This window comes from Chitinophaga hostae (assembly GCF_018224885.1).
Classification (GTDB): domain Bacteria; phylum Bacteroidota; class Bacteroidia; order Chitinophagales; family Chitinophagaceae; genus Chitinophaga; species Chitinophaga hostae.
In genome coordinates, this window is record NZ_JAGTXB010000014.1 from 59384 (window position 1) to 81739 (window position 22356).

The window sequence follows — 22356 nt, forward strand, 5'->3', positions numbered from 1 at the left end:
TGGAGTAACCGCCCGCAGCCTGTTATGGCCGGGATCCGACAATAATGATGTGAATGAACTATTCTGACTAAAACATTTAAACACGTTTGGGGGTATGCACAAAAATGTTCGCTTATCTGCAGGATACTTATTGATCCTGTTATTGATCACCTTTCCTGCTGCCGTCATAGTAGCACAACAGCCCGTTGTTACAACGGCGGAAAAGAAAGCCATTACCGGCAAAATAACAGAAGCCGCGGGCACGCCACTGGCAGGCGTTACCGTAAGGGTAAAAAATGATAAGATCTCCGCCATCACCAATGAGGAGGGCTTATACAGCATTACGGTAAGCACGGCGCCCGGTACCACCCTCGTATTTACCTATGTGGGGTTTCTCAGTAAAGAAATAAAAGTTTCCGCCGCGAAGAGCGTTTACAACACCGTACTGGAGCCATCTGTAAAAGGACTGAATGACATTGTGGTGATCGGTTATGGCAGCGTAAAACGAAAAGACGTTACCGGATCAGTAGCCGCCGTTAAAATGGCCGATCTGGCCAAAGCTCCGGTTCCCTCTTTTGAAGAAGCGCTGGGCGGCCGCGTAGCCGGCGTACAGGTATCTGCCAGCGACGGGCAGCCAGGGTCATCTCTTAACATCGTGATCCGCGGTAACAACTCCGTTACACAAGATAACTCCCCCTTGTACGTAGTGGATGGATTCCCGATGGAAAATCCTTCCAACAATATTTTTAACCCGGAAGAAATAGCCTCCATCGAAGTACTGAAAGATGCATCCGCTACGGCTATTTATGGGGCCAGGGGCGCTAACGGCGTTATTATCATCACCACCAAAAAAGGTAAAACAGGGGCGCCCACCGTTTCCTATCAAACCTGGATGGGCTTCCAGGAGAATATCAAAAAACAGGAAATGATGAGCCCCTACGAATTCGTGAAATACCAACTGGAGCAAAACAGCGCCTTTTATACACCCATCTACCTGAAAGAAGGCAAAACATTGGAAGATTATAAAAGTGTAAAGGGCATAGACTGGCAGGACCAGGTATTCAGAAAGGCATTTATGCAAAATCATAGCCTCTCTTTAAGAGGCGGCAACGACAAAACCACTTATTCCCTTTCAGGGTCCCTGTTGGACCAGAACGGTATTATCATCAACAGCGGTTTTAAACGATACCAGGGCAGGGCCATCGTAGATCAACAGATCAATGAAAAAATAAAAGCCGGTGTCAATCTTAATTATACCGCCACCAAAACCTATGGCGCCGTAGCTTCGCCAACACCATCCGGACCCACTTCCAGCCTGATGTACAGCGTTTGGGGGTACAGGCCCATCACCGGCGATTCCGCCAGCGACGCCTCCGCCATCGATGAACCATTTGATCCGGATGTGGATCCGTTGAGTGAATATCGTATGAATCCCATCATCTCCACCAAAAATGAATACAACCCGCTGTTCAATAATACGCTGATCACAAACGCGTATATCGAATATAAACCCGCAAAGTATTTCACATTGAGAATAGCAGGCGGGCTCACCAAAGAAACGCTGCGGAAAGAAATTTTCAATAGCTCCAATACCCGGTTGGGAAATCCGAAAAGCAGTCAGCTGGGCGTGAACGGCTCCGTCAGTAACACGGAAAGAACTAACTGGCTTAATGAAAATACGCTCACGTACGCCCGTGTGATCAACAAAGATCATCATCTGAATGTATTGGGTGGCTTCACTATGCAAAAAGCGACCTATTACAACTACGGTTTCTCCGCCAGCCAGCTGCCTAATGAGTCGCTCGGTATGAGCGGCCTCGACGAAGGTATTATCAACACTGCCCCCACGGCGAAATCATCCAGTGCATTAATGTCTTTCCTCGGAAGGGTCAACTACGGGTATAAATCCCGCTACCTGCTGACCCTTTCCCTCCGGGCGGACGGATCTTCCAAATTCCCCGCCAGCAACCGATGGGCTTATTTCCCCTCAGGCGCAGTGGCATGGCGTATTATTGAGGAACCGTTCATGAAAAATATTTCCTTTCTCTCGGATGCCAAAATACGCGCGGGATACGGTACTACGGGTAATAACCGGGTAGGGGACTTCGCTTATCTCACCGCACTGCAGCTGTTTCCTTACTCGGGTTACAGCTTCGGGAACTCCCCGGTACAGGGGATCATCCCCGGCAACCTGGGATATCCAAAGCTGAAATGGGAAACTACCGCACAAACGGATATCGGAGTAGACCTCGGCTTTTTAAAAAACCGGATCATGCTCACGGTAGACTACTATAAGAAAAATACCAAAGACCTGCTCCTGAATGCCACGCTGGCGCCCTCTTCCGGTTACCTGAGCGGTATCAGGAATGTAGGGAAGGTATCTAACGAAGGACTGGAATTTTCGGTGAATACCACCAACATCCAGGGGAAAAAGTTTACCTGGTCCACCGGTTTCAATATCTCCTTTAACCGCAACAAGGTGCTGCAGCTGAACGAAGGAGAACCCAGTTACGCATCGAGGATCACCTGGGGTAATTTTAATAACGCTTATCCCTATATCGCTATACCCGGCCATCCGATTGCATCGCTCTACGGGTTTATGTTTGACGGCGTTTACCAGTACAGCGATTTTGACCAGGTTGGCAGTACCTATGTGCTGAAAGATAAAGTGCCTAACAACGGTAATCCCAGGAGCAGCATACAGCCCGGCTATATTAAGTTTAAAGATATCAATGGCGACGGGCAGGTAGACAATAACGACCTGACCATCATCGGGAATCCAAATCCCATACACACGGGCGGTATCTCCAATAATTTTACTTATAAGAATTTTGATCTGAACGTTTTTTTCCAGTGGAGCTATGGCAACGACATTCTTAATGCCAATCGCATAGAGTTTGAAAACGGCGATGTAACCAGGTCGTTTCTGAATATGTTCGCTTCCTATGCGGATCGCTGGACACCGGACAACCAAACCAATAAGCTGTATAAGGTAGGTGGACAAGGCCCGCTGGTATATTCTTCCAGGACCATTGAAGATGGCTCTTATCTCCGTTTAAAAACAGTAGCACTGGGTTATACCTTACCGGCGCCATTGTTAAAACAGGCCAGGATAAAAGCGTTACGCATATATACATCTGCACAAAATCTCATTACCTGGACAAACTACTCAGGACTGGATCCGGAAGTGTCGGTAAGACAATCAGCCCTGACACCGGGCTTCGACTGGTCCGCCTATCCAAAAGCCAGAACCATCACCGTCGGTCTTGACGTTACCTTTTAATGCACAAAAAGCTGCGATTATGAAATCAGGAACCATAAACATCAAAAAATATCTCCTGCTGCTTTGTCTTATCGGCAGCAGCTTCAGCGCCTGCAACAAATTCCTCGATACCCGGCCGGAGGATTTTGTAACGCCCGAGAATTATTATAATACAGAAGCCGACCTCGACAGGGCTTTAAATGGTGTGTACAACCGGTTAATAGATAATTTCGGGAGAATGTATTCAAGAGGATTGTATTCCTTCCTCGCTATCAGCGACGAGTTTTTCTATAAAAATGTATCGGTCAATAATCTGAAAGTAATGGAATTTGACGCCGGGCAGCTGGATGTAGGCAAGCTTTGGGAAGTGCTCTACCAGGGCATCGACAGGGCCAATCTCCTGCTGGAAAACATAGATAAACCAAAGATGGATGAGAAAAGGCGCGCCGCCATAAAAGGACAGGCATTGTTTTTAAGAGCCTACTATTATTTCGTCCTGGTAGATAATTTTGGCGGCGTGCCATTAAAACTTTCTTCCACCAAATCACCTGCCGATCCTGCGCTGCCACGCGCCTCCGTAGCCGCCGTGTACGACAGGATTGTAAGCGACATGAAAGCCGCCGAGCCCATGGTCAATGATATCAGTACTTATACCAGCAACGAAAGGGTAACCACTACCGCCGTACAGGCCATACTGGCAAAGGTATACCTGGCAATGGCCGGGGAACCGCTGAAGGATGTATCCAAATATGCGGAGGCGCTTGCCTACGCCGATAAGGTAATTACATCTGCCAAACACTCCCTGAATCCTGACTACAGCGCCATCTTTATCAATCATTCCAAAGACATCAATGAGCCGCAGGAATGCCTGTGGGAAATTGGGATGTATGGCAACCAACAGGGATCGCAGCAACTCGCAGGTGGCGTAGGTATCGAAAACGGACTGGAATCAGCCTTTGATGATATCGGCTATTCCAATGGCCCGGTACATCCCACCGGGAGGATCTTCAGTTTGTTTGACGCAGGCGATAAGCGCCGGGACTGGGCCATTGCGCCTTACCGGTACGGTACCGTTAACGGCGTAACAGGCAGGGTAGTATATACAGAAACACAGATCTATGAGCGCACCGTTGGTAAGTGGCGCCGGGAATATGAAACCCAGGTGCCCAAAAACAGGCTTTATAATTCCACCAATTTCCCGGTGATCCGTTATGCAGATGTATTACTGATGAAAGCCGAAGCGGAAAATGCGGTCAACGGACCCGTGGCTGCTGCTTACAACGCTATTAACATGGTAAGGAGAAGAGGATACGGTAAGCCGGTAACAACACCCGATCCCACGGTTGACCTGCCGGCAGGTTTAGGTAAGGATGAGTTTTTTGCCGCTTTACAGGACGAACGCGCCCGTGAATTATGTTTTGAAGGGGCGCGTAAGCATGACCTGATCCGTTGGGGAATATACGTGTCAAAAATGCAATCGCTGGCCACGGAAATTAACGCCACGGCCCCCAGTGCCTGGAGATATGCGGGCAATGCCGGGAAGAATACCACCGCACGGAATGTACTGTTCCCGATTCCAACCACTGAGCTTACCATTAATCACCTGGTGGAACAGAACAAAGGTTGGTAAACAGGAATTAAAAAGCTTTAAATGTATTTTACTATGCGAAATTTATTATACCTGTTGATGGTTGTTTTTATATTTATATCCTGTGCAAAGGAGAAGGTAGAAACGCCGTCGCTGGAGGTTACCACGGCTTCATCGACCTATAAAGCAGGCGATACCGTTACTTTTAACTTTAAAGGCAACCCGGATAATATCACTTTCTATTCCGGTGAGCCAGGCCACAACTACGCGTTCCGGGAGCGAACCAGCGCAGAAAATGACCTGCAGATCAATTTCAAAACCTATGTTCAGTTCGGAATGATCTATAAAAACCTGCAACTGCTGGTATCCAATGATTATAACGGCGTTGCTGATACCACCAATGTGAGAGCGGCCACCTGGAAGGATATTTCCGACCGGGCTGTGTTCTCTGCCGGGCAGGACAACACCGCCTCCGGTGTTATCAGTTTGAAAGAATTTGCAGACCCGAAAAAACCGGCCGCCCGTATTTATGTGGCGTTTAAATATACCGACCATAAAAAGCCGCAGGGACAAAACAGGTGGGTGGTCAGGACCTTTGAAGCCAGCAACATTTCAGCCGATGGGGTAGTGTCGCCGCTGGCGGTAATGTCGTCCGCAGGATGGAAAGCATATGATTTCAAAAATCCGTCGTTTGTATGGTCAATTACCACCGCCCAGTTATTAATGCCCGGCAGTAATAAAGATGCAGACGATAACGAAGACTGGGTGATCACCAAAGGATTCGACCCTTTTTATATTAAACCGGACGCAGGTGTTGCATTAAAGAATATCAGCACTACCTTACCTGCGTATAAATACAGCTACACCAAACCCGGTACGTACAAGGTCGTATTTGATGTATCGGCTGTGCGCTATAACGGGGAGAAGAGAGCAACAAAAGAACTGACATTAACCATCACTCCATAGCCGCAGGCCGGGAGTTAAACGGAAGCATCTGATGAACACTGTAATTGATACGTCTGTCATTATTGTATTTTCCTTATTTATTATGCTGGTGGGATTCTCGTTTTCCAGGACGGGGAGAAACCTGAAATCCTTTTTTGCAGCCGGTGAATCCGTACCCTGGTTCATCGGCGGCTTATCGCTTTTCATGAGCTTCTTTTCCGCCGGCACTTTTGTCGCCTGGGGATCTATCGCTTATAAATACGGATGGGTGGCTGTTACCATTCAGTGGACCATGTGTATCGGCGGACTGGTAACAGGTTTGTACCTGGCCCCACGCTGGAAAGCGACCGGCAATCTTACGGCGGCAGAGTTTATCAGGGAACGCCTGGGGGTAAACGTACAGAAGGCGTACATCTATATCTTTATGGTGGTGTCGCTCCTGATCAAAGGTTCCGTATTGTACTCAGTAGCCAGGTTGGTGAGCGCATCACTGGGGTTGCCGCTGATGCCGTCTACCGTAGTACTCGGATTGTTTATGATAGCCTATACTGCGGTGGGTGGTTTGTGGGCGGTAATGGTAACGGATATATTGCAGTTTGTGATCCTCACTGCCGCCATTCTCATTATCATACCCCTCGCTTTTGATGCTGCCGGCGGTGTGCAGCATTTTCTGCATTTTTCGCCGGAAGGATTTTTCAACGTGGTAAACGGTGAATATACCTGGGGCTTTATCCTCGCTTTTGCATTGTACCATGTTTTTTATATTGGTGGCAACTGGACCTTTGTACAGCGTTATACCAGCGTGGATGTGCCCCGATCGGCTTCAAAAGTAGCCTACCTTTTTGCCGGACTATATATCATCAGTCCCGTGTTATGGATGCTGCCCCCCATGTTGTACAAGAGCATTAACCCGGGTTTGCAGGGACTGGAAACAGAGAACGCTTACCTGATGATGTGCCGGCACGTGCTGCCGGCAGGTTTGATGGGGCTTATTCTTACCGGTATGTATTTTTCTACTTCCGCATCCGCTAACACCGCATTGAACGTGGTGTCGGCAGTTTTTACCAACGACATCTACAAAGGCTCTGTCAACCCGCAGGCTACAGATAAAAAGCTGATGCAGGTAGCAAGGATCTCTTCCTGGTTTTTTGGACTGGGTATGATTGGCATCGCATTGATCGTACCCTATATCGGGGGGATCGTTGAGTTTACATTAAGCATAGGCGCCGTTACCGGTGGTCCGTTACTGGCCCCGCCCATATGGGCTTTATTTTCAAAACGACTAACGGGCAAGGCTACCCTGTATATTACCGGGATCAGCCTGGCTATCAACCTGGTAGGCAAGATCATCCTGCCGCTGGCCACCGGTCAGGGTTTGAGCCGTGCCAACGAAATGCTGCTGGGTGTGGGACTGCCATTTGTAGTGCTGGCACTGTATGAGGCATATGCTTCTTACAAAGGACTCAGCAGCGGGGAATACCGGCAGCTCATTATCCTGAAAGCCCAACGCAGGGAAGCCATACGGGAAATAGATGAACAGGAAGAACTGGAAATAAGAAAGCAGAATAAATTCGGATTGAAAGTCATTGCCTTTTCTCTTTCCTTTATTGCCTTACTGTTATATGGACTGTGTTTCTTTTCCGGCAAAAGCGCCGGGCTGGTAGCGGGTATTGCCACGATGATCCTGTTGTCGGCGGCTATTCCTTTCAGTGCATCCCGCAAGGTGAAAGTTAACCCGGTGGCTGCACCGCCGGCACATTTGGTGAATTAAAAATAATCCTTTGAGAAAGTTATTATCATTCTGCATATTATTTTATGCCGCATGGATATATGCGCTGCCCGCGAATGCCCAGCAACAGGTGCTGCTATCCAATGGTTCGTTACAGCTTTCCTGGGCAAATCAGAACGGGCAATGGCATGTAAAAAATATTTCGGTAAAAGATAAAGACCGCTGGGAGGAGCTGCCGCATGTAAGCGGGGAGTATACATTGTTGTATGCGAAGGAAAAGCCGGGTAACATACCCGTTACATTATATAATAAAACCGGTCAGGCAATTATTTTCCCGGAGCCGCAATACCGGTATATCATACCACTATGGGAAGCGGCCTTGCAGCCGGTGCCCATGAATACCGCCGGGGAAGCGATCCATTTTTATCCTTCTGCCGTAAGGAAAGCCCCCGGCGAGCTTACCTTTACCGCGGAAAATGAGAAGGCGGTTATCACTTCCCAATGGCGCCTCGATGAAACGTTTGGTGGGGATGTACTGGTGGAAATATCACTGGAGGCAAAGCAGGAAGGCTATTATTCTCTTGCCACACCCACGCTGGCTACCGTTGCTGAAAAAGAACTGGCATGGGCGGGAATACCTGGTTATTTTCAAAGTAATACCATAGAAAAAGATTTTATAAAAGCCTACGGGTATATGCAGGGCATCCCCGATAAACCTGTAATTGTACGGGAGAGAACAGCCGCTACATTGTCGCCCTTTATCAGTACTAAAAACAAGCTGACCATTGCGGTTATACCGGCTCCCGGTACGGGAAGGGATCCCTGGGAAACAGATGCCAAAACGCAGAACAGCTGGCAGCTTGGACTGTCGCTTATGAACCGGAAGGCCGCACTTACCCCCACGCTCTATCACCCGGTACTGGGGGAAAAAGGTTCTTTCCTCAAAAAGAATGATACCGTTACTTTTTCCTTCCGGTATACATTGCAACCGGCCGGCTGGTACACCGTGTTTAAACACGCGGTAAACGATGTGTATCATTTCAATGATTTTCTTGCCCTGAAAAAAACACGGCAATCGCTGAGCAGCCGTATACTATCGATGCACCAATACCTGGTAGATACTAAAACCTCTCTTTGGAACATCGAAAATTATAAAGGCCTCGATATCGGTGCGCAATCTTACCTCGGTGGCGTTTACGGGTCACAGAAAGATGCGATGAAAAACTCCGATTATGGCGCTATGTGGATGCTGGCGGCTGTTACAGGCGATTCCGTATTACAGCGAACACGCCTGCCTTATGCCCGCAACTTCAAACTGCAACAGCAGGATACACAGCCCGGCTTTTTTTATGGCGCCGCCGCAGGGCAATATTATCTTTCAAAAAGTAAAAGATTTACGGAAGAATGGGGACCTTATGTGGAACCTATCGGTGTAACCTATTACATGATGATGGATATCGGCAATATGCTGCTCTTCCATCCGGGCGATACCGCATTGAGAAAGGAACTGAAATTAGCTGCGGATCGGCTGCTGGCGTGGATGAACAAGGAAGGGAAGTGGGCAGTGGGATATGATCATGCCGCCGCAAAAGAACTATTCACCGATATAGAAGATCTGCGTCCTACGTTTTATGGTTTACTGATCGCCTGGAAAATATTGAAAGAAGAAAAATACCTCGCAGCCGCAAAACGTGGGGCCGACTGGTATATCCGCGAGGCCGTTGCTAAAGGACATTTCCTGGGCGTTTGCGGCGATACCCGCTTTGCACCGGATTTTGCCACAGGACAAAGTGCACAGGCATTGCTGGACTTGTACGATGTCACTAAAGAACGCAGGTATTTACAGGCAGCTATCAGCACGGCACAATTGTATACTACTTCTATCTATACACATCCTGTTCCTTCCGCCAGAAGTAAGATGGTGAACGGTGTGCCACGGCAGGACTGGGAAATAAGCCAGGCCGGGTTAAGTTTTGAGCATGGCGGTATACTCGGTTCTGCCAACCACCGTGGACCTATTCTGCTGGCCAGTCACGCCGGTATGTTTGTGCGGATGTTCATGTTAACCGGCGACTCTCTTTTCCTGAACATGGCCAGGGCAGGCGCGCTGGGAAGGGACGCATTTGTAGACAGCGCCACCAGCGTAGCCTCTTACTATTGGGATGTAATGAACAAAGGCGCAGGTCCCTACCCGCATCATGCCTGGTGGCAGGTAGGATGGATCACCGATTACCTGTTGTCCGAAGCAGAAATGCGGTCGGCAGGTAAAGTAAAATTCCCGGGAGGATTTATTACACCAAAAGTAGGACCGCATCAAACCTATGGTTTTACGCCAGGTATGGTATATGGCACTCCTGCCGGGTTGCTGTTGAAAGAAGGGTTACTGAAGACAGATAATCCTTATCTCGACTACTACTGCGCCATCAACCCAAAGGAGCAAAAACTGTTTTTGCTGTTGCTGAACGATGACGATGACCCGCTGAAAACCACGTTGCAGCTGGATTACGATAAGGTGGTCAGCGGAAGAAAGATAAAGCCGGTGCATTGCTACCGCATCAGCGCGAACGGAACAAAGGAAACAATCGATAATGGCAGTGCTTTCGGGGTAGCGATACCAACTTACGGGCTGCAGGTAATAGCCATCAATTATGAATATGCCACTGAGTAAATATATTTTCCGGGCGCTGATAGGTTGTCTGCCAGCCATACCGGCGCAGGCGCAAACCAGCTACCTGCTGGAAGCGGAAGACTTTCAGTTTAAAGGAGGCTGGCAACCGGAAAGCGTAGCTGGTGCACAGGTATCCAATCATCATATTCTCCGTGTTTTTTCAGGGAAAATAAAAGCCGCGGATGCCATGACCGTCATCAATATCAAAGCAGCAGGGAACTTTGCTATCTGGGTGCGAACACCGGATTATCCCGCTGACCGGCCCGGCACCCGTTTATTCGGCATAACGGTAAACGGACAAGCCCTTGAAAAAGAATCCGGGCAGCATGGGAAGGACGGCTACTATTGGGAGAAAGCAGGCACCGCTGCGCTGGATGCCGGCGAAAATGTAATTGCCCTGAAGGATACCAGGAGTAATTTCGGACGCTGTGATGCCATTTTTCTGACAGCAGCGGGCGCCGATCCCAACGAAGAAAAACTGGCGACGTTGCAGCGTTTTAAAATAACACCACTAACGGCAACGTATACCCCGCCAACGGACAAAACTGCAGCAGCAGCTGTAAGGGTGCCTCCGGGAAGCGCGGCGATGGCGACCCTCAGCAATGATAGGCTACAATTACAGTTTGTAAAAGCTTTAGCGGCTGACGGAGCACCATGCCTGGCTGCCATCAGCAGTATTAAAGAAAATAACCGGTGGCGCCACCTGCAAAACGGCAGCGATGCCCACCGTATATTCCTGCTAAGCGCCGTTGTGCCGCAGATTAGTTTTGGCAGCTTCTTTCCTTCCTGGAACGGATCCACCGCCTACGGCAGTTTCCAAAGCCGCGGTAAAATATTCCCGGTATTGGCGCCCGAAAGTCTTGCTAATCCTTTCCTGGCAGGGCTGCGCCGGGAATGCTTCCCGGTAGCGGTGAAGCAGTTGAGCAGCAAAACCATCGAGGTGACCTATGAAACCAACGATAAGGAAACGCTCCGCGGCGTATGGCAACTGGAAACCGGCAGCCGCCATTTGTTGCTAACGTTAACGTATATCCCAAAACAAACCGGCTATTATAGCCTCGCTGTTACTGCTTTCAGCGGCGTGGAAAAAGAAGAGGTGACCTCCATACAGCTGCCGCCCATGTTCCAGTACCAGCGTATTCCGGATAACCCGGTGATGTTGCCTTCGGCTTTAATGCCGCAGCCGCTGGCCATGATGGAAACGAAACAGCCGCAGGGAAACCTCACTACATTTATTACAGGAACCCTGGCGGATTTCCCGCCGGATTGGGGCGAAGCAACGGTGTCGCCGATGGGCTTTGCCATTAAGAATGCGGCCAACCAGGTGCAGCCGGCGGCATTTTCACCGGTGCTGGGACTGGACAACTCACAGGTGGAAGCAGGAAAAACACTTACCCGCCAATTTGCATTGGGAGCGTTGGCATCGGGCTGGAACGATGCCATGGAGTATATATCAGACAGCATTTACCACGTAACGGATTATCGTACGCAGGAGCGAACATCGCTCACAGAAACCATTTTCAATATTACAGACCTGATCAGGAACGATACCGCTGCCGGCTGGGCGCATGATCTGAAAGGATTTTACGACATAGAAGCTAATCCCGCTGTGGTACCCACGGTAGTACAGGCGGCGCCGCTGGCGGTTATTTCGGCGGCCATACTGGAAAGAGACGAAGCATTTTATACCAGCAGGGCATTGCCTGCCATTGAGTATACACTGTCACGCAGCGGTTTCAGATGGGCAAAAAACGTTTCCGGTACCTCGTTTAATACAAATAAGCAGTCGTTGTTGCTGAGCCCTTTTAATTCACAGTTTACCACCGCCTATTATGAAGCGTTGCATCAATTGCTGGGCGGGGCTAATCCCTGGCTGGAAGCAATTGCGCTTCCCGGTAATAAGGTCAGGCCAGCCCGGGGATATTCGGTAAACATACCGGTGTGGACGCAGGAGCTGGCTGCTTATCGTCTTACAAAAAATAAAAACTGGTTGAACGCAGCGGCCGCGCATGCAAAAGAATTTATTGCATCCGAAGTATATGGCACTAAAACTGTTCCGCTCGGCAAACAGCCTTTTTATAACGCATCTTTTTATGCTTACTGGTGGGAGCTGCCAGACCTCTACGAGGTAACCGGCGATACGTCTTTCCTCGCAGCGGCCACCACGTCAGCGTTTCAAACCTTGGCAGGAATCAGGGTATACCCCGAAGTAAAAGATCAGCTGCAAACCATTCATCCCGGCGGAAAGTATGAAGGCAACACTACCTTATGGTGGAAAGGCGGGGAAAAGTACCGGCTTGGTTTCCCCCGGAAGCAGGGAGATGCCCCGGAAAAACAGGTGCCACAACGACTGGTATCGCCGGTAGGACTGGGCTTTGAACAGCCTTATACCTTTTTTGATCCGGGTAAACTGGTAAGACCGGTATTTATGAGCAGTTGGGCGCCACATCTGTTGCGGTTGTTCCAGGATGAGCATCGGGAGATATTTGAAACCTATGCGCGTAATGCAGTGATAGGCCGTTTTACCAACTATCCCGGTTACTACGGTACCGGGTATACGGATATTACCATGCAGCCGGACTTTCCCTATAAAGGCCCGGATGTAAGTTCTGTGTATTATCATCACATTCCGCCGCACCTGGCATTTACACTCGATTTCCTGGTAACGGAAGCTATACAGCGTTCCCACGGAAAGGTGAATTTTCCCTATGGCAAACAGGATGGTTTTGTATGGTTTAACAACCGGGTTTTTGGCGGCGGCAGCGGTCGCATATTTGACGATGGAGCCGTACGCCTCTGGATGAAACGGGGACTGGTAAAGGTAGATCAGCCTGCCCTGAATTACGTTACCGCTATTTCCGGCAGCCGTTTTTGGATGCTTCTGCTGAATGAATCACACAGCGAAACTGTCGGCACTGTTCATATCGGGAAAGAAGTAATGGTGAAAGATAGTACTGCTGCCACCTGCTATGCCTGTGCCAATGATTCACTATCAGTGTTACCGATGAGTAACCGGCAACTGCGTGTAGCCGTACCCGGTAAGGGATTCATGGCGTTGTCCTTTCCGCTTTCCGCCCGCCCTGCCTCAATACCGGTTGATCCGGTACAAAATGGTATGCAGGTGCTGGACCTGGGCGCCGGAACCGGGAAATGTTATGCATTCAGGATACGCAGCCCATTTGGATGGGACGCTATTTACACTTACCTGGAATCAGCCCCGGAAGCGGGTTTACAGGCCACCTTTATCATGAACGGAGAAAGCCGCACCGTGGCTGCGTATCCTTTTGAAAGTTCATTTTACCCGGTGAAGATGGCCGCCGGCGCCGTGCTGAAGGTAAAGGTGCGTAATGCCGGTGGAGAGGAAAAAGAAGGGACTATTATTTTTAATAAAAGCGCCAAATAATTGTTTATGAAACACTATTTTATTTGCTGCAGCCTGGTGATCGGGATGTGCATGTCATTGAAAACAACGGCACAAAGCAAGGAAGACATCGAACGGAAACGGCTCATCGAAGCATCGCAGGGAGCCGCTTCTCCTTTATATTTTGATCCGGCCAGCCAGGAAGTATCGCTGGTTATACCCGGCAGCTTTCATAACGCGGCCGAATATACGATACGGGGTGGTTTGCCTCATTTCTTTAAAAAGGTGAATGCAGGAAAACCGCTGACCATCGGCTTTATAGGCGGCAGCATTACCCAGGGGAAGTTTTGCTACCGGCTTCAAACGGCAAAGTATATACGGTCGCTATATCCTTCCGTTGCCATGAAGGCCATCAATGCCGGTGTTTCAGGAACAGGAACGGATCTCGGGGCCTGTCGCCTGCAGGACCAGCTGTTGCAATATCATCCCGACCTCGTATTTGTGGAATTTGCGGCGAACGGCGCCTATACCGATGGGATGGAAGGCATTATCAGGCAGATCAGGAAATATGATCCTGCCATCGACATCTGCCTGATCTATACTATCTATAACGGGCAAACGAAAATCTATGCCGGCGGTGGTATACCGGAAAATATAAAAGGGTTGGAAAAAGTGGCTGCTTATTATAACCTGCCATCCATACACCTGGGTATGGAAGCGTCGATGTTGGAAAAGGAAGGAAAATTGCTGTGGAAAGGAGATAGTACCGAGGCCGCCGGCAGCATCCTTTTTTCAACCGATGGCGCGCATCCATTGCAGGCAGGTGGCAACCTTTATGCTGCGGCCATTGCCAGGGCTATGAACGGTATGAAGCAGGTGAGTGGCGTTGTTACCCCAACAATACCCGCACCGCTGATCGCGGATAACTGGGAAGATGCCGGCATGTATCCGCCACAGGAAGTAGCCACCTTTAGTTCCGGCTGGAATGCTGTTACTACCAAAGGTTCTCCGCAGCAGCAATTCACCGGCTGGTTTCCCTACATCATGAAGGCAACGCAGCCGGGCGCTTATTTTACCTGCCGGTTTAAAGGAACCATGTTTGGCTTCTTTGATATCGGCGGACCAGAAGCCGGACAGCTGGAAGTGCTGGTAGACGGTGCGCCTGTGAAACTGGCCGAACGCGGTATCACCGGCACCCGGCAGCTGGAGGTGCTGGACACCACGGCTGCCAGCGGCAGCCGCCTCATCAACCGGTTTAACAGCTATTGCAACAACCGCTACCGGGGCCAGTACGAATTTATAACATTGCCACCGGGTGTGCATACGGTGACCATCCGCGTGTCCGCTGAAAAGGCCGATAAGAGGAAGATCCTGGGAGAAAAACAACTCGAAGATATCAGCGGTCACCCGGCAAAATATGACCAGACAGTAGTGTATATAGGTAAGATCCTCTTGCGTGGAGTACCGTATTAATAAAACCATGTCCTCTTCCTGCTATGGGAACATTCCCGGGAAATGGGAATGTTCCCACTTTTTTTAGCCACCCGATATTTTGAAGTTACGAAAGGCAGACTGTTAATTTGAAGGATCAAAAAATAACGGATATACTATTTCACGTTTTTATGCGGTGTTTGTTCATCATAGCTTTATTATTAATACCGTTTCAGGTGGCGGTGGCGGCAGATACGCTGTCGCTACAGAGTCCGCATAAAAACCTGTGCGCAAAACTTTACACCAGGGAAGGGCGCCTGTTGTACCAGGTGCAGGCCGGCGCACAGGAAGTGGTGCTGCCATCGGCGATGGGCATAAAGATAAATCATCGCCTGTATGGTACCCGCGTGCACCGGATAGCCATTTCCCGGCAAAAAGTGATCCGGGAAGTACTGCCCGCGCGTTTAAACGCCGCTGCAGCTGTTAATCACTGTGTCGACTATACGATTAGCGTAAATGAAGATCGCGATCAGTACACCATCGCCTGCAGGATGTTTGATAACGGCTGCGCCTTCCGTTATATCATCCCGGGGAAGGAAGAAAAACAGGTACAGGAAGAGATAACCACCTTTACCTTTCCTGTTACTACCGGGGTATGGTATTTTGAACGTAATAACAGCTGGAAACTGCAATCGTATGCTGGTTTATGGCAACGTACTACGATGGATCAGCTGCCGGTAGTTTCCGCGCAGGGGCCCATACAAGGCAAACCTCTGGTGATGGAGCTGCCGGGAGGAAAGTACGCAGTGATCACTGAAGCTGCATTGTATCGCTACAGTGGTATGCGACTGAAGGCCACCGGCAATGGAGCGGTGCAGGTAAACTATACGGAAGGTGATACCGGGTTTACTCTCAAAGGTGAACTGGTAACGCCGTGGCGGACTATCCTTTATGCTAACAACCTCAACGAACTGGTAAATAATCACGTCATAGAAAATCTGAATCCGCGTCCTGACCCGGTATTGTTTGCAGATACACGTTATATAAAGCCCGGGAAAAGTGTATGGAGCTGGATTACCAGAGACGAACACTACATGGAACCCGCGGAGGAATTGCGCTTTATTGACGCCGCCGCCGAACTCGGATTTGCCTATACACTACTCGACGAGGGCTGGGAAACCAAATGGCCGGATAAATGGAAGCAGTTGAAAATACTAAGCACCAGCGCTGCAAAGAAAGGGATACATATATGGGTATGGAAAAATTCAAAGGAAATAAGAGATAGTGTATTACGCAACAGTTTCCTCGATAGCGTGGCTATGGCGGGCGCAGTGGGTATCAAAACGGATTTTATGAACAGCGAAGCCCTGCCGCTGATAATGTTTGAAGAAGCGCTGCTGAAAGGGGCTGCCGCCAGGAAACTGATGGTTAATTTTCACGGCTGCCAGGCGCCTGCAGGAGAAAGCCGCACCTATCCCAACGAAATGACCCGGGAAGGTATCCGCGGCATGGAACTGAATGTGATGAAAGAACCGTTGCCAGCCTGGCATAATGCGGCCTTGCCCTTTACCCGCTTTATCTGCGGCCATGGAGATTATACACCCGGATTATTCAGTCTTCGCGGACCCACCACGGTTACCCATCAGCTGGCGCTGCTGTACCTGTTTAATTCCCCGTTTCAATGTATGGCTGAAAATCCGCTGCGACTGCTGAAAGACAGTACCTGGCAACCCATCCTACCCCTGTTAAAAACATTGCCGGTAACATGGGATGAAACCATCGTTTTACCCGGCAGCGATATCGGGAAAATAGCCGCTTTTGCCAGGAGAAAAGGACGCGATTGGTATGTGGCTATGATCAATGGCACAGACAGCCTGGTCAGTTTCCGGCTGCAGCCCACATTTCTCCGGTCCGGGCAAACATACAAAGCCATGTTAATAACTGATACCGCAAACGGTAACTCGTTTGTATCAGCGACGGAAGACATGCGTAAACGGGATGATAGGAAAGTAACCATTCCGGCTACCGGCGGTTTGGTAGTACGTATAGCCGATACCGGTATACCGGCTGAAAGCGTAAATGAGCACAAATGAAGAAAAGAAATATACTGCTGCTGTTATTGCTATGGCCGCTGTTTTCAGCGGGACAGGGAACTGTCAGGTTGCCGCTAAACGGCGTATGGACGTTTGCGTTAGATCCGCTTAATACAGGGGTGCCTGACAAATGGTATACACCGGATTTTCCGTCTGCCGGGTTCGATAAAGTAACGGTGCCGCATAGTTTTTCGGTAGATAAACGCTACTTTTTTTATACAGGAACAGCCTGGTATTTTAAAAAATTTAACGCGCCTGTTGTACAGAAAGATAATCGTACGTTCCTGCACTTTGATGCGGTATTTTATAAAACCAGCATCTGGCTGAACGGACAACTGGCAGGAGAGCATGAAGGAGGTTACACGCCGTTTGAAATAGAGGTAACGCATTTGCTGAAAGAGAAAAATACATTAGCCGTTTCCGTGAGTAACGCCTGGGATACGACTACGATACCAGGGGCCAAAGCCAGCGATGCCAGTGAATCTCCCGCCATGGCGCAACTGTATCCCTGGATGAACTATGGCGGTATTACCCGGCCGGTACAGCTGCTTACCCGGCCGGCTGCTTTTATACAAAACGTAAAAGTAACTGCAGAACCGGATCTGAAAAAAAGAAATGCACGTATTGCAGTTACCGTGTTCCTGGAAAATTTCCAGGCCTCCGATGCAGCTGTAAAAGTGAGTATCTCCCGGCAGGGACAACCGGGTAATATCCGCTTCAGACAGTTATCCGCAAACGCCGGACAGGTAGTGCTGGAAGGAACAATGCCCGATGCCAGGTACTGGAACCAGGATGCCCCCAATCTCTATGAAGCGGAAATAACGGCAGGTAACGATACCATGCGGAAAACATTCGGTATCCGTAAGCTGGAAATTAAAGGCACGCAGTTACTGCTGAACGGGGAGCCCGTTCGTATGGGCGGCTGCAACCGGCCACTGGATTACCCCGGCTACGGGTCGCTTGATCCGGAAGAAGTATTGGAAAAGGATCTGACCCTGATCAAAAGCGGAAGCATGGAACTTTCCAGGATCAGTCATTACCCGGTATCAGAAAGTATGCTGATCTGGGCCGACAAACACGGTTTACTGATCATCGCTGAAGCAGGTAACTGGCAGATGACGCCGCGGCAGATGGCAGATCCGCTGATGCGAAAAAAATATAGGTCGCAGCTAACGGAAATGATTAAACGCGACTGGAATCATCCCTGTATTGTTGCTTATAGTGTAGGCAATGAATTTCAATCGCAAACACCGGAAGGGATTGCGTGGGTAAAGGACATGGGCGCCTTTGTGAAATCACTCGATGCTACCCGTCTTATTACTTTTGCCAGTTTCAATGTATGGCGGGACTATGTAAAGCATCCGGAAGATGAAGCCTCGCAGTACGTGGATTTTATCAGCACCAATATTTATGGTAACGGGCAACTGGCGCACCTGCAGCATATCCATGAAGTATATCCCAACAAACCTGTTTATATCAGCGAGTTTGGTATGCGGCTGCCGGCCGATGGTCAGGAAGAAGAACGCATCCGTTATTTCAGAAAGGCGGTGGAGGTATTCCGGCAGTGTGATTACCTCATCGGCGCTTCTGTATGGACGTTCAATGACTATATGAGCCGGTATCCCGGAACGGATGCCAACGGCTATCGTGCCTGGGGGCTGATAGCGCCGGACAGGAGTATACGTCCTGTTTACGCTGTATGGCAAGAAGAATTTGCTCCCGCTGTTATTGAGCTGTTGAAGATAAAGGATGGTAATGCCATTGTTAAAGTCGCTGCCCGCCTGGATTTTCCCTCTTATACACTTCGTCGCTACAGGCTTAGCTATGGAGGACAATCGACGGAACTGCGGACACTTAAACCCGGAGAAAGCCAGGAACTTACAATACCTGTTACCGGCAATACACTGACGGTGTCGTTGGTAAAGCCAGGAGGCTTTACTGTGGTAACTAAAACCTTTGATGCCTTGCGTTAGCCGGCGTCATTATTAAAATTATAAATGTACGATCATGATAAAATCTGGAGAAACCAACAGCCGGTCTTTCCCCGGTATCACCATCAGCACGGATCTTGTAATAACAGGTGGTGGTCTTTCAGGCGTATGCTGCGCCATTACGGCGGCCAGGCAGGGAATGAAAGTCGTATTGGTGCAGGACAGGCCTGTGCTGGGAGGTAATTCGAGCAGTGAAGTGCGGCTATGGATATTGGGCGCCACCTCACATATGGGTAATAACAACCGTTGGGCGAGGGAAGGAGGACTGGTAGATGAGATCCTGGTAGAGAACACCTGGCGTAACCCGGAAGGCAACCCCGTTATATTCGATATGGTATTGCTGGATAAAGTGAAGAAAGAGCCCAATATCACGCTGTTGTTAAACACCGCCGTATATGCCGTTGAAAAAAAAGATGCCGCAACCATTCGCTCATTGAAGGCATTTTGCAGCCAGAACCAGAAAGAATATATCCTCACGGCGCCTCTATTTTGTGATGCTTCCGGCGATGGGGTAGTGGGATTTTTGTCCGGGGCGGCCTTCCGGATGGGCGCCGAAAGTCGTGATGAATTCGATGAAAAATTTGCGCCCTCAGCCACCTATGGAGAGCTGCTTGGCCATACCCTGTATTTTTACAGCAAGGACACCGGCAAACCGGTAACATTTATCCCTCCGGAGTTTGCATTAAAGGATATTACAAAGATCCCGCGGTTTAAAACGTTCAATGCAAAAGATTTTGGCTGCCGGCTTTGGTGGGTGGAGTATGGTGGTCGCCTGGATACCGTGCATGATACCGAAGAAATAAAATGGGAGCTGTGGAAGGTCATCTACGGCGTATGGGATTATATCAAAAACTCGGGCAATTTCCCGGAAGCAGATACCCTTACATTGGAATGGGTAGGCGCCATTCCGGGTAAGCGCGAAAGCCGTCGCTTTGAAGGGGACTATATCATGCGGCAGCAGGATATTATTGAGCAACGTACGCATGAAGATGCGGTGGCATTTGGTGGCTGGTCCGTGGATCTGCATCCTGCCGACGGCGTTTTTAGTGAAAAGCCGGGTTGTAATCAATGGCATAGTAAAGGCATCTACCAGGTACCTTACCGGAGTTTATACAGCAGGAATATCAGCAACCTGTTCCTGGCAGGCCGTATCATCAGCGCTTCGCATGTAGCTTTTGCCTCTACAAGGGTAATGGCTACGGCGGCATATGTATCACAGGCGGTGGGCGTAGCCGCTGCAATATGTAAGGAGGAACGTCTTTTACCGGCGGATATTATTCACGAAGGGTATATCGGAGCCTTGCAACAGCGACTCTTAAAAACCGGGCAATACATTCCCGGGCTCGTGCTGGAAGATAAGCAGGACCTGGTGCAACTGGCTACCATTGCGGCATCCAGCGAACTGGTGCTGACAGGTTTTCCCGGTAAACCATTACTGAAGCCATTAACGCTTTCTGTAGCGCAGATGCTGCCGCTGCCGGAAGGCGCTGTAGCGCCGGTTGTTTTTCACGCTGAAGCTACCGCTGACACTACGTTACAGCTGGAGTTGCGCATCAGTAGCAAACCAGGAAATTATACGCCCGATGTAACGCTGGCTACACGAACCATTCCGCTGCATCCCGGCAGAAACTGCATCACGTTGCAGTTTGATGCTGTATTGGAGAAGGCGGGTTATGCCTTTATTACTTTTATAAAGAATCCGCTGGTAGCACTGCATTTCACAGAGAAGCGGGTGACGGGGATACTGTCGGTATTCAACAGCGTAAACAAAGCGGTTTCCAACTATGGGAAACAAACACCTCCGGAAGATATCGGGATGGAAGCGTTTGAGTTCTGGTGTCCGCAACGCCGGCCGGAAGGGCATAACATCGATCTTAAATATCAGCAGGGCATTCGCCTGTTCCAGGCCGAAAGTATACGTAATGGCACCGATCGGCCGGCTGGTCAGCCCAATGCCTGGGTAGCGGACTGGAATGACCCGCAACCTGCGTTGACGCTGACCTGGCAGCAGCCGCAGCTGATCAGTTATATTGACCTGGTGATGGATACCGACTTTGACCATCCTATGGAGTCGGTATTAATGTCGCACCCGGAATCGGTAATGCCTTTTTGTATAAGGCATTACCGGATCAAAGATGCTGCAGGGAATGTGCTGGCAGAAAAAAGGAACAATTATCAAACGCATAACCGCCTTGAGTTTGCTACGCCTGTTACAACAGATACGTTGATCATCGAGGTGGAACATCCATCGGAGCAGGTACCGGCTGCGTTGTTTGCCGTGCGTTGTTATTAAAACAGGCGGGCAGTCTGTGCCCCCGGTTACCGGCTGCCTACCTGGCAATTTGCTTCAATACTTCTTCCATTTCCTTTCCCGGGCTGGTCACGTAATCCGGCTGTACACCGGCGCCTTCCCAGTTTTTTTGAGTACCGGGTAACACCGGTGCTGCTTCGGAAATAGAAATGAAAACATCGTCATTCACTACAAATAATACGTTGTGGTTAGCGCCTCCTGCTGATGGCTGGCCGGTTACCTTTGCCCGGTGTTGCGCCTGCATCACGTAGGCGAATGCTTCCGCTGCGGAGGCGGTTTTTTTGTTGACAAGTATATGCAGGGCGCCTTTGTAAACAAGGGCAGGATCTATGGTAATAGTGCTGTCTGTTTCTGTATCGCCGGTGCGGGAATGAAATGTCAGCAGGGCTTTGTTACCCGGTAAGAAGTAGCTTTCAAGTACCGGTTTTATTTCGCTGCCCCCGCCTCCGTTGTCACGCAGGTCTATGATCAATGCGCGGGTGCGGGATACCAGCGCCATAGCGGCTTGCAGCACCGGTAAACTTTCGTCCGAAATATTAATTTCATCCAGTTTTATATAACCGGTATTCCCCTCCAGCACCTTAACTTCCCGGAAGCCGTAGTTATGTTCCCGGGCCTTGGGGCTGTGAAAAAAATCATCCACGCCATGCGGCTGTTGTTCGGAACGCAGGTTTTTAACTTTCTCGGGACTATACCGCATATATAAATGACCATCCTGGCTATAGCTGCGGAGTATGGCGGTACCCACTGAGTCAAATGTTTTCCAGTTGGGCGTGTTGTTAAACGCACCTGCCTGGTGTTGTTCCCGCAGGTGTTTGGCGATGCTTTCTCCTTTTGCAGCAAAAACATAGTGCCGTTGTATCAGTGCCGCGGCACTGTCTATTGCCCTGGAAATTTCCCGTGGAGGGAGTTGTGCGGCTGCCGGCAGCGCGAAACTTACAGCCCAGCAACAAAGTAATCTTCTTATCAGCATAAAAAATATTTACGCGTCAAAGGTC

The 22356-nt window shown here is 49.6% G+C and carries 11 protein-coding genes; 10 read left to right on the top strand and 1 reads right to left on the bottom strand.

Going from position 1 to position 22356, the window contains the following annotated elements; translation table 11 throughout:
* Window positions 1-94 precede the first annotated feature (94 nt).
* The 10 genes from KE626_RS23900 to KE626_RS23945 all read left to right on the top strand — a co-directional run bounded on the left by KE626_RS23900 (window position 95) and on the right by KE626_RS23945 (window position 21340).
* The gene (locus KE626_RS23900; protein WP_211975531.1) at window positions 95-3262 is read left to right on the top strand and encodes a SusC/RagA family TonB-linked outer membrane protein; all 3168 of its coding nucleotides are present in this window, start codon (window positions 95-97) and stop codon (window positions 3260-3262) included.
* Between the two features lie 19 nt (window positions 3263-3281).
* The gene (locus KE626_RS23905) at window positions 3282-4871 is read left to right on the top strand and encodes a RagB/SusD family nutrient uptake outer membrane protein (RefSeq protein ID WP_211975532.1); all 1590 of its coding nucleotides are present in this window, start codon (window positions 3282-3284) and stop codon (window positions 4869-4871) included.
* Window positions 4872-4904: 33 nt separating this feature from the next.
* The gene (locus tag KE626_RS23910; protein ID WP_211975533.1) at window positions 4905-5795 is read left to right on the top strand and encodes a DUF5017 domain-containing protein; all 891 of its coding nucleotides are present in this window, start codon (window positions 4905-4907) and stop codon (window positions 5793-5795) included.
* Window positions 5796-5826: 31 nt separating this feature from the next.
* A complete protein-coding gene (locus KE626_RS23915; protein WP_211975534.1) occupies window positions 5827-7545 on the top strand; it encodes a sodium:solute symporter family protein in 1719 nt (572 codons plus the stop codon).
* Window positions 7546-7555: 10 nt separating this feature from the next.
* Window positions 7556-10171: a glycerophosphoryl diester phosphodiesterase gene (locus KE626_RS23920; RefSeq protein WP_211975535.1), complete on the top strand. Its 2616-nt coding sequence runs from the start codon at window positions 7556-7558 to the stop codon at window positions 10169-10171.
* A complete protein-coding gene (locus tag KE626_RS23925; protein WP_211975536.1) occupies window positions 10152-13574 on the top strand; it encodes a hypothetical protein in 3423 nt (1140 codons plus the stop codon). The genes KE626_RS23920 and KE626_RS23925 overlap by 20 nt, the downstream gene beginning before the upstream one ends.
* 6 nt (window positions 13575-13580) lie before the next feature.
* Window positions 13581-15005, top strand: a complete 1425-nt coding sequence (locus KE626_RS23930; RefSeq protein WP_211975537.1) for an SGNH/GDSL hydrolase family protein — start codon at window positions 13581-13583, stop codon at window positions 15003-15005.
* A gap of 149 nt (window positions 15006-15154) precedes the next feature.
* Window positions 15155-17056 (top strand): glycoside hydrolase family 97 protein, encoded by a 1902-nt coding sequence (locus KE626_RS23935; protein WP_211975538.1) that lies wholly within the window; start codon window positions 15155-15157, stop codon window positions 17054-17056.
* A complete protein-coding gene (locus KE626_RS23940) occupies window positions 17053-19029 on the top strand; it encodes a glycoside hydrolase family 2 protein (protein WP_211975539.1) in 1977 nt (658 codons plus the stop codon). The genes KE626_RS23935 and KE626_RS23940 overlap by 4 nt, the downstream gene beginning before the upstream one ends.
* A gap of 34 nt (window positions 19030-19063) precedes the next feature.
* On the top strand, window positions 19064-21340 hold the full coding sequence (locus tag KE626_RS23945) for an FAD-dependent oxidoreductase (RefSeq protein WP_211975540.1): 2277 nt from the start codon (window positions 19064-19066) through the stop codon (window positions 21338-21340).
* 37 nt (window positions 21341-21377) lie between these two features.
* On the opposite strand, the gene KE626_RS23950 is transcribed toward KE626_RS23945, so the two are convergent.
* Window positions 21378-22331: a S41 family peptidase gene (locus KE626_RS23950; protein ID WP_211975541.1), complete on the bottom strand. Its 954-nt coding sequence runs from the start codon at window positions 22329-22331 to the stop codon at window positions 21378-21380.
* Window positions 22332-22356: the final 25 nt, after the last annotated feature.

Excerpts from the sequence above, each read along its gene's own strand:
- KE626_RS23900 (WP_211975531.1), top strand. The coding sequence starts at position 95 with ATGCACAAAAATGTTCGCTTATCTGCAGGATACTTATTGATCCTGTTA.
- KE626_RS23905 (WP_211975532.1), top strand. The coding sequence starts at position 3,282 with ATGAAATCAGGAACCATAAACATCAAAAAATATCTCCTGCTGCTTTGT.
- KE626_RS23910 (WP_211975533.1), top strand. The coding sequence starts at position 4,905 with ATGCGAAATTTATTATACCTGTTGATGGTTGTTTTTATATTTATATCC.
- KE626_RS23915 (WP_211975534.1), top strand. The coding sequence starts at position 5,827 with ATGAACACTGTAATTGATACGTCTGTCATTATTGTATTTTCCTTATTT.
- KE626_RS23925 (WP_211975536.1), top strand. The coding sequence starts at position 10,152 with ATGAATATGCCACTGAGTAAATATATTTTCCGGGCGCTGATAGGTTGT.
- KE626_RS23930 (WP_211975537.1), top strand. The coding sequence starts at position 13,581 with ATGAAACACTATTTTATTTGCTGCAGCCTGGTGATCGGGATGTGCATG.
- KE626_RS23935 (WP_211975538.1), top strand. The coding sequence starts at position 15,155 with ATGCGGTGTTTGTTCATCATAGCTTTATTATTAATACCGTTTCAGGTG.
- KE626_RS23940 (WP_211975539.1), top strand. The coding sequence starts at position 17,053 with ATGAAGAAAAGAAATATACTGCTGCTGTTATTGCTATGGCCGCTGTTT.
- KE626_RS23945 (WP_211975540.1), top strand. The coding sequence starts at position 19,064 with ATGATAAAATCTGGAGAAACCAACAGCCGGTCTTTCCCCGGTATCACC.
- KE626_RS23950 (WP_211975541.1), bottom strand. The coding sequence starts at position 22,331 with ATGCTGATAAGAAGATTACTTTGTTGCTGGGCTGTAAGTTTCGCGCTG.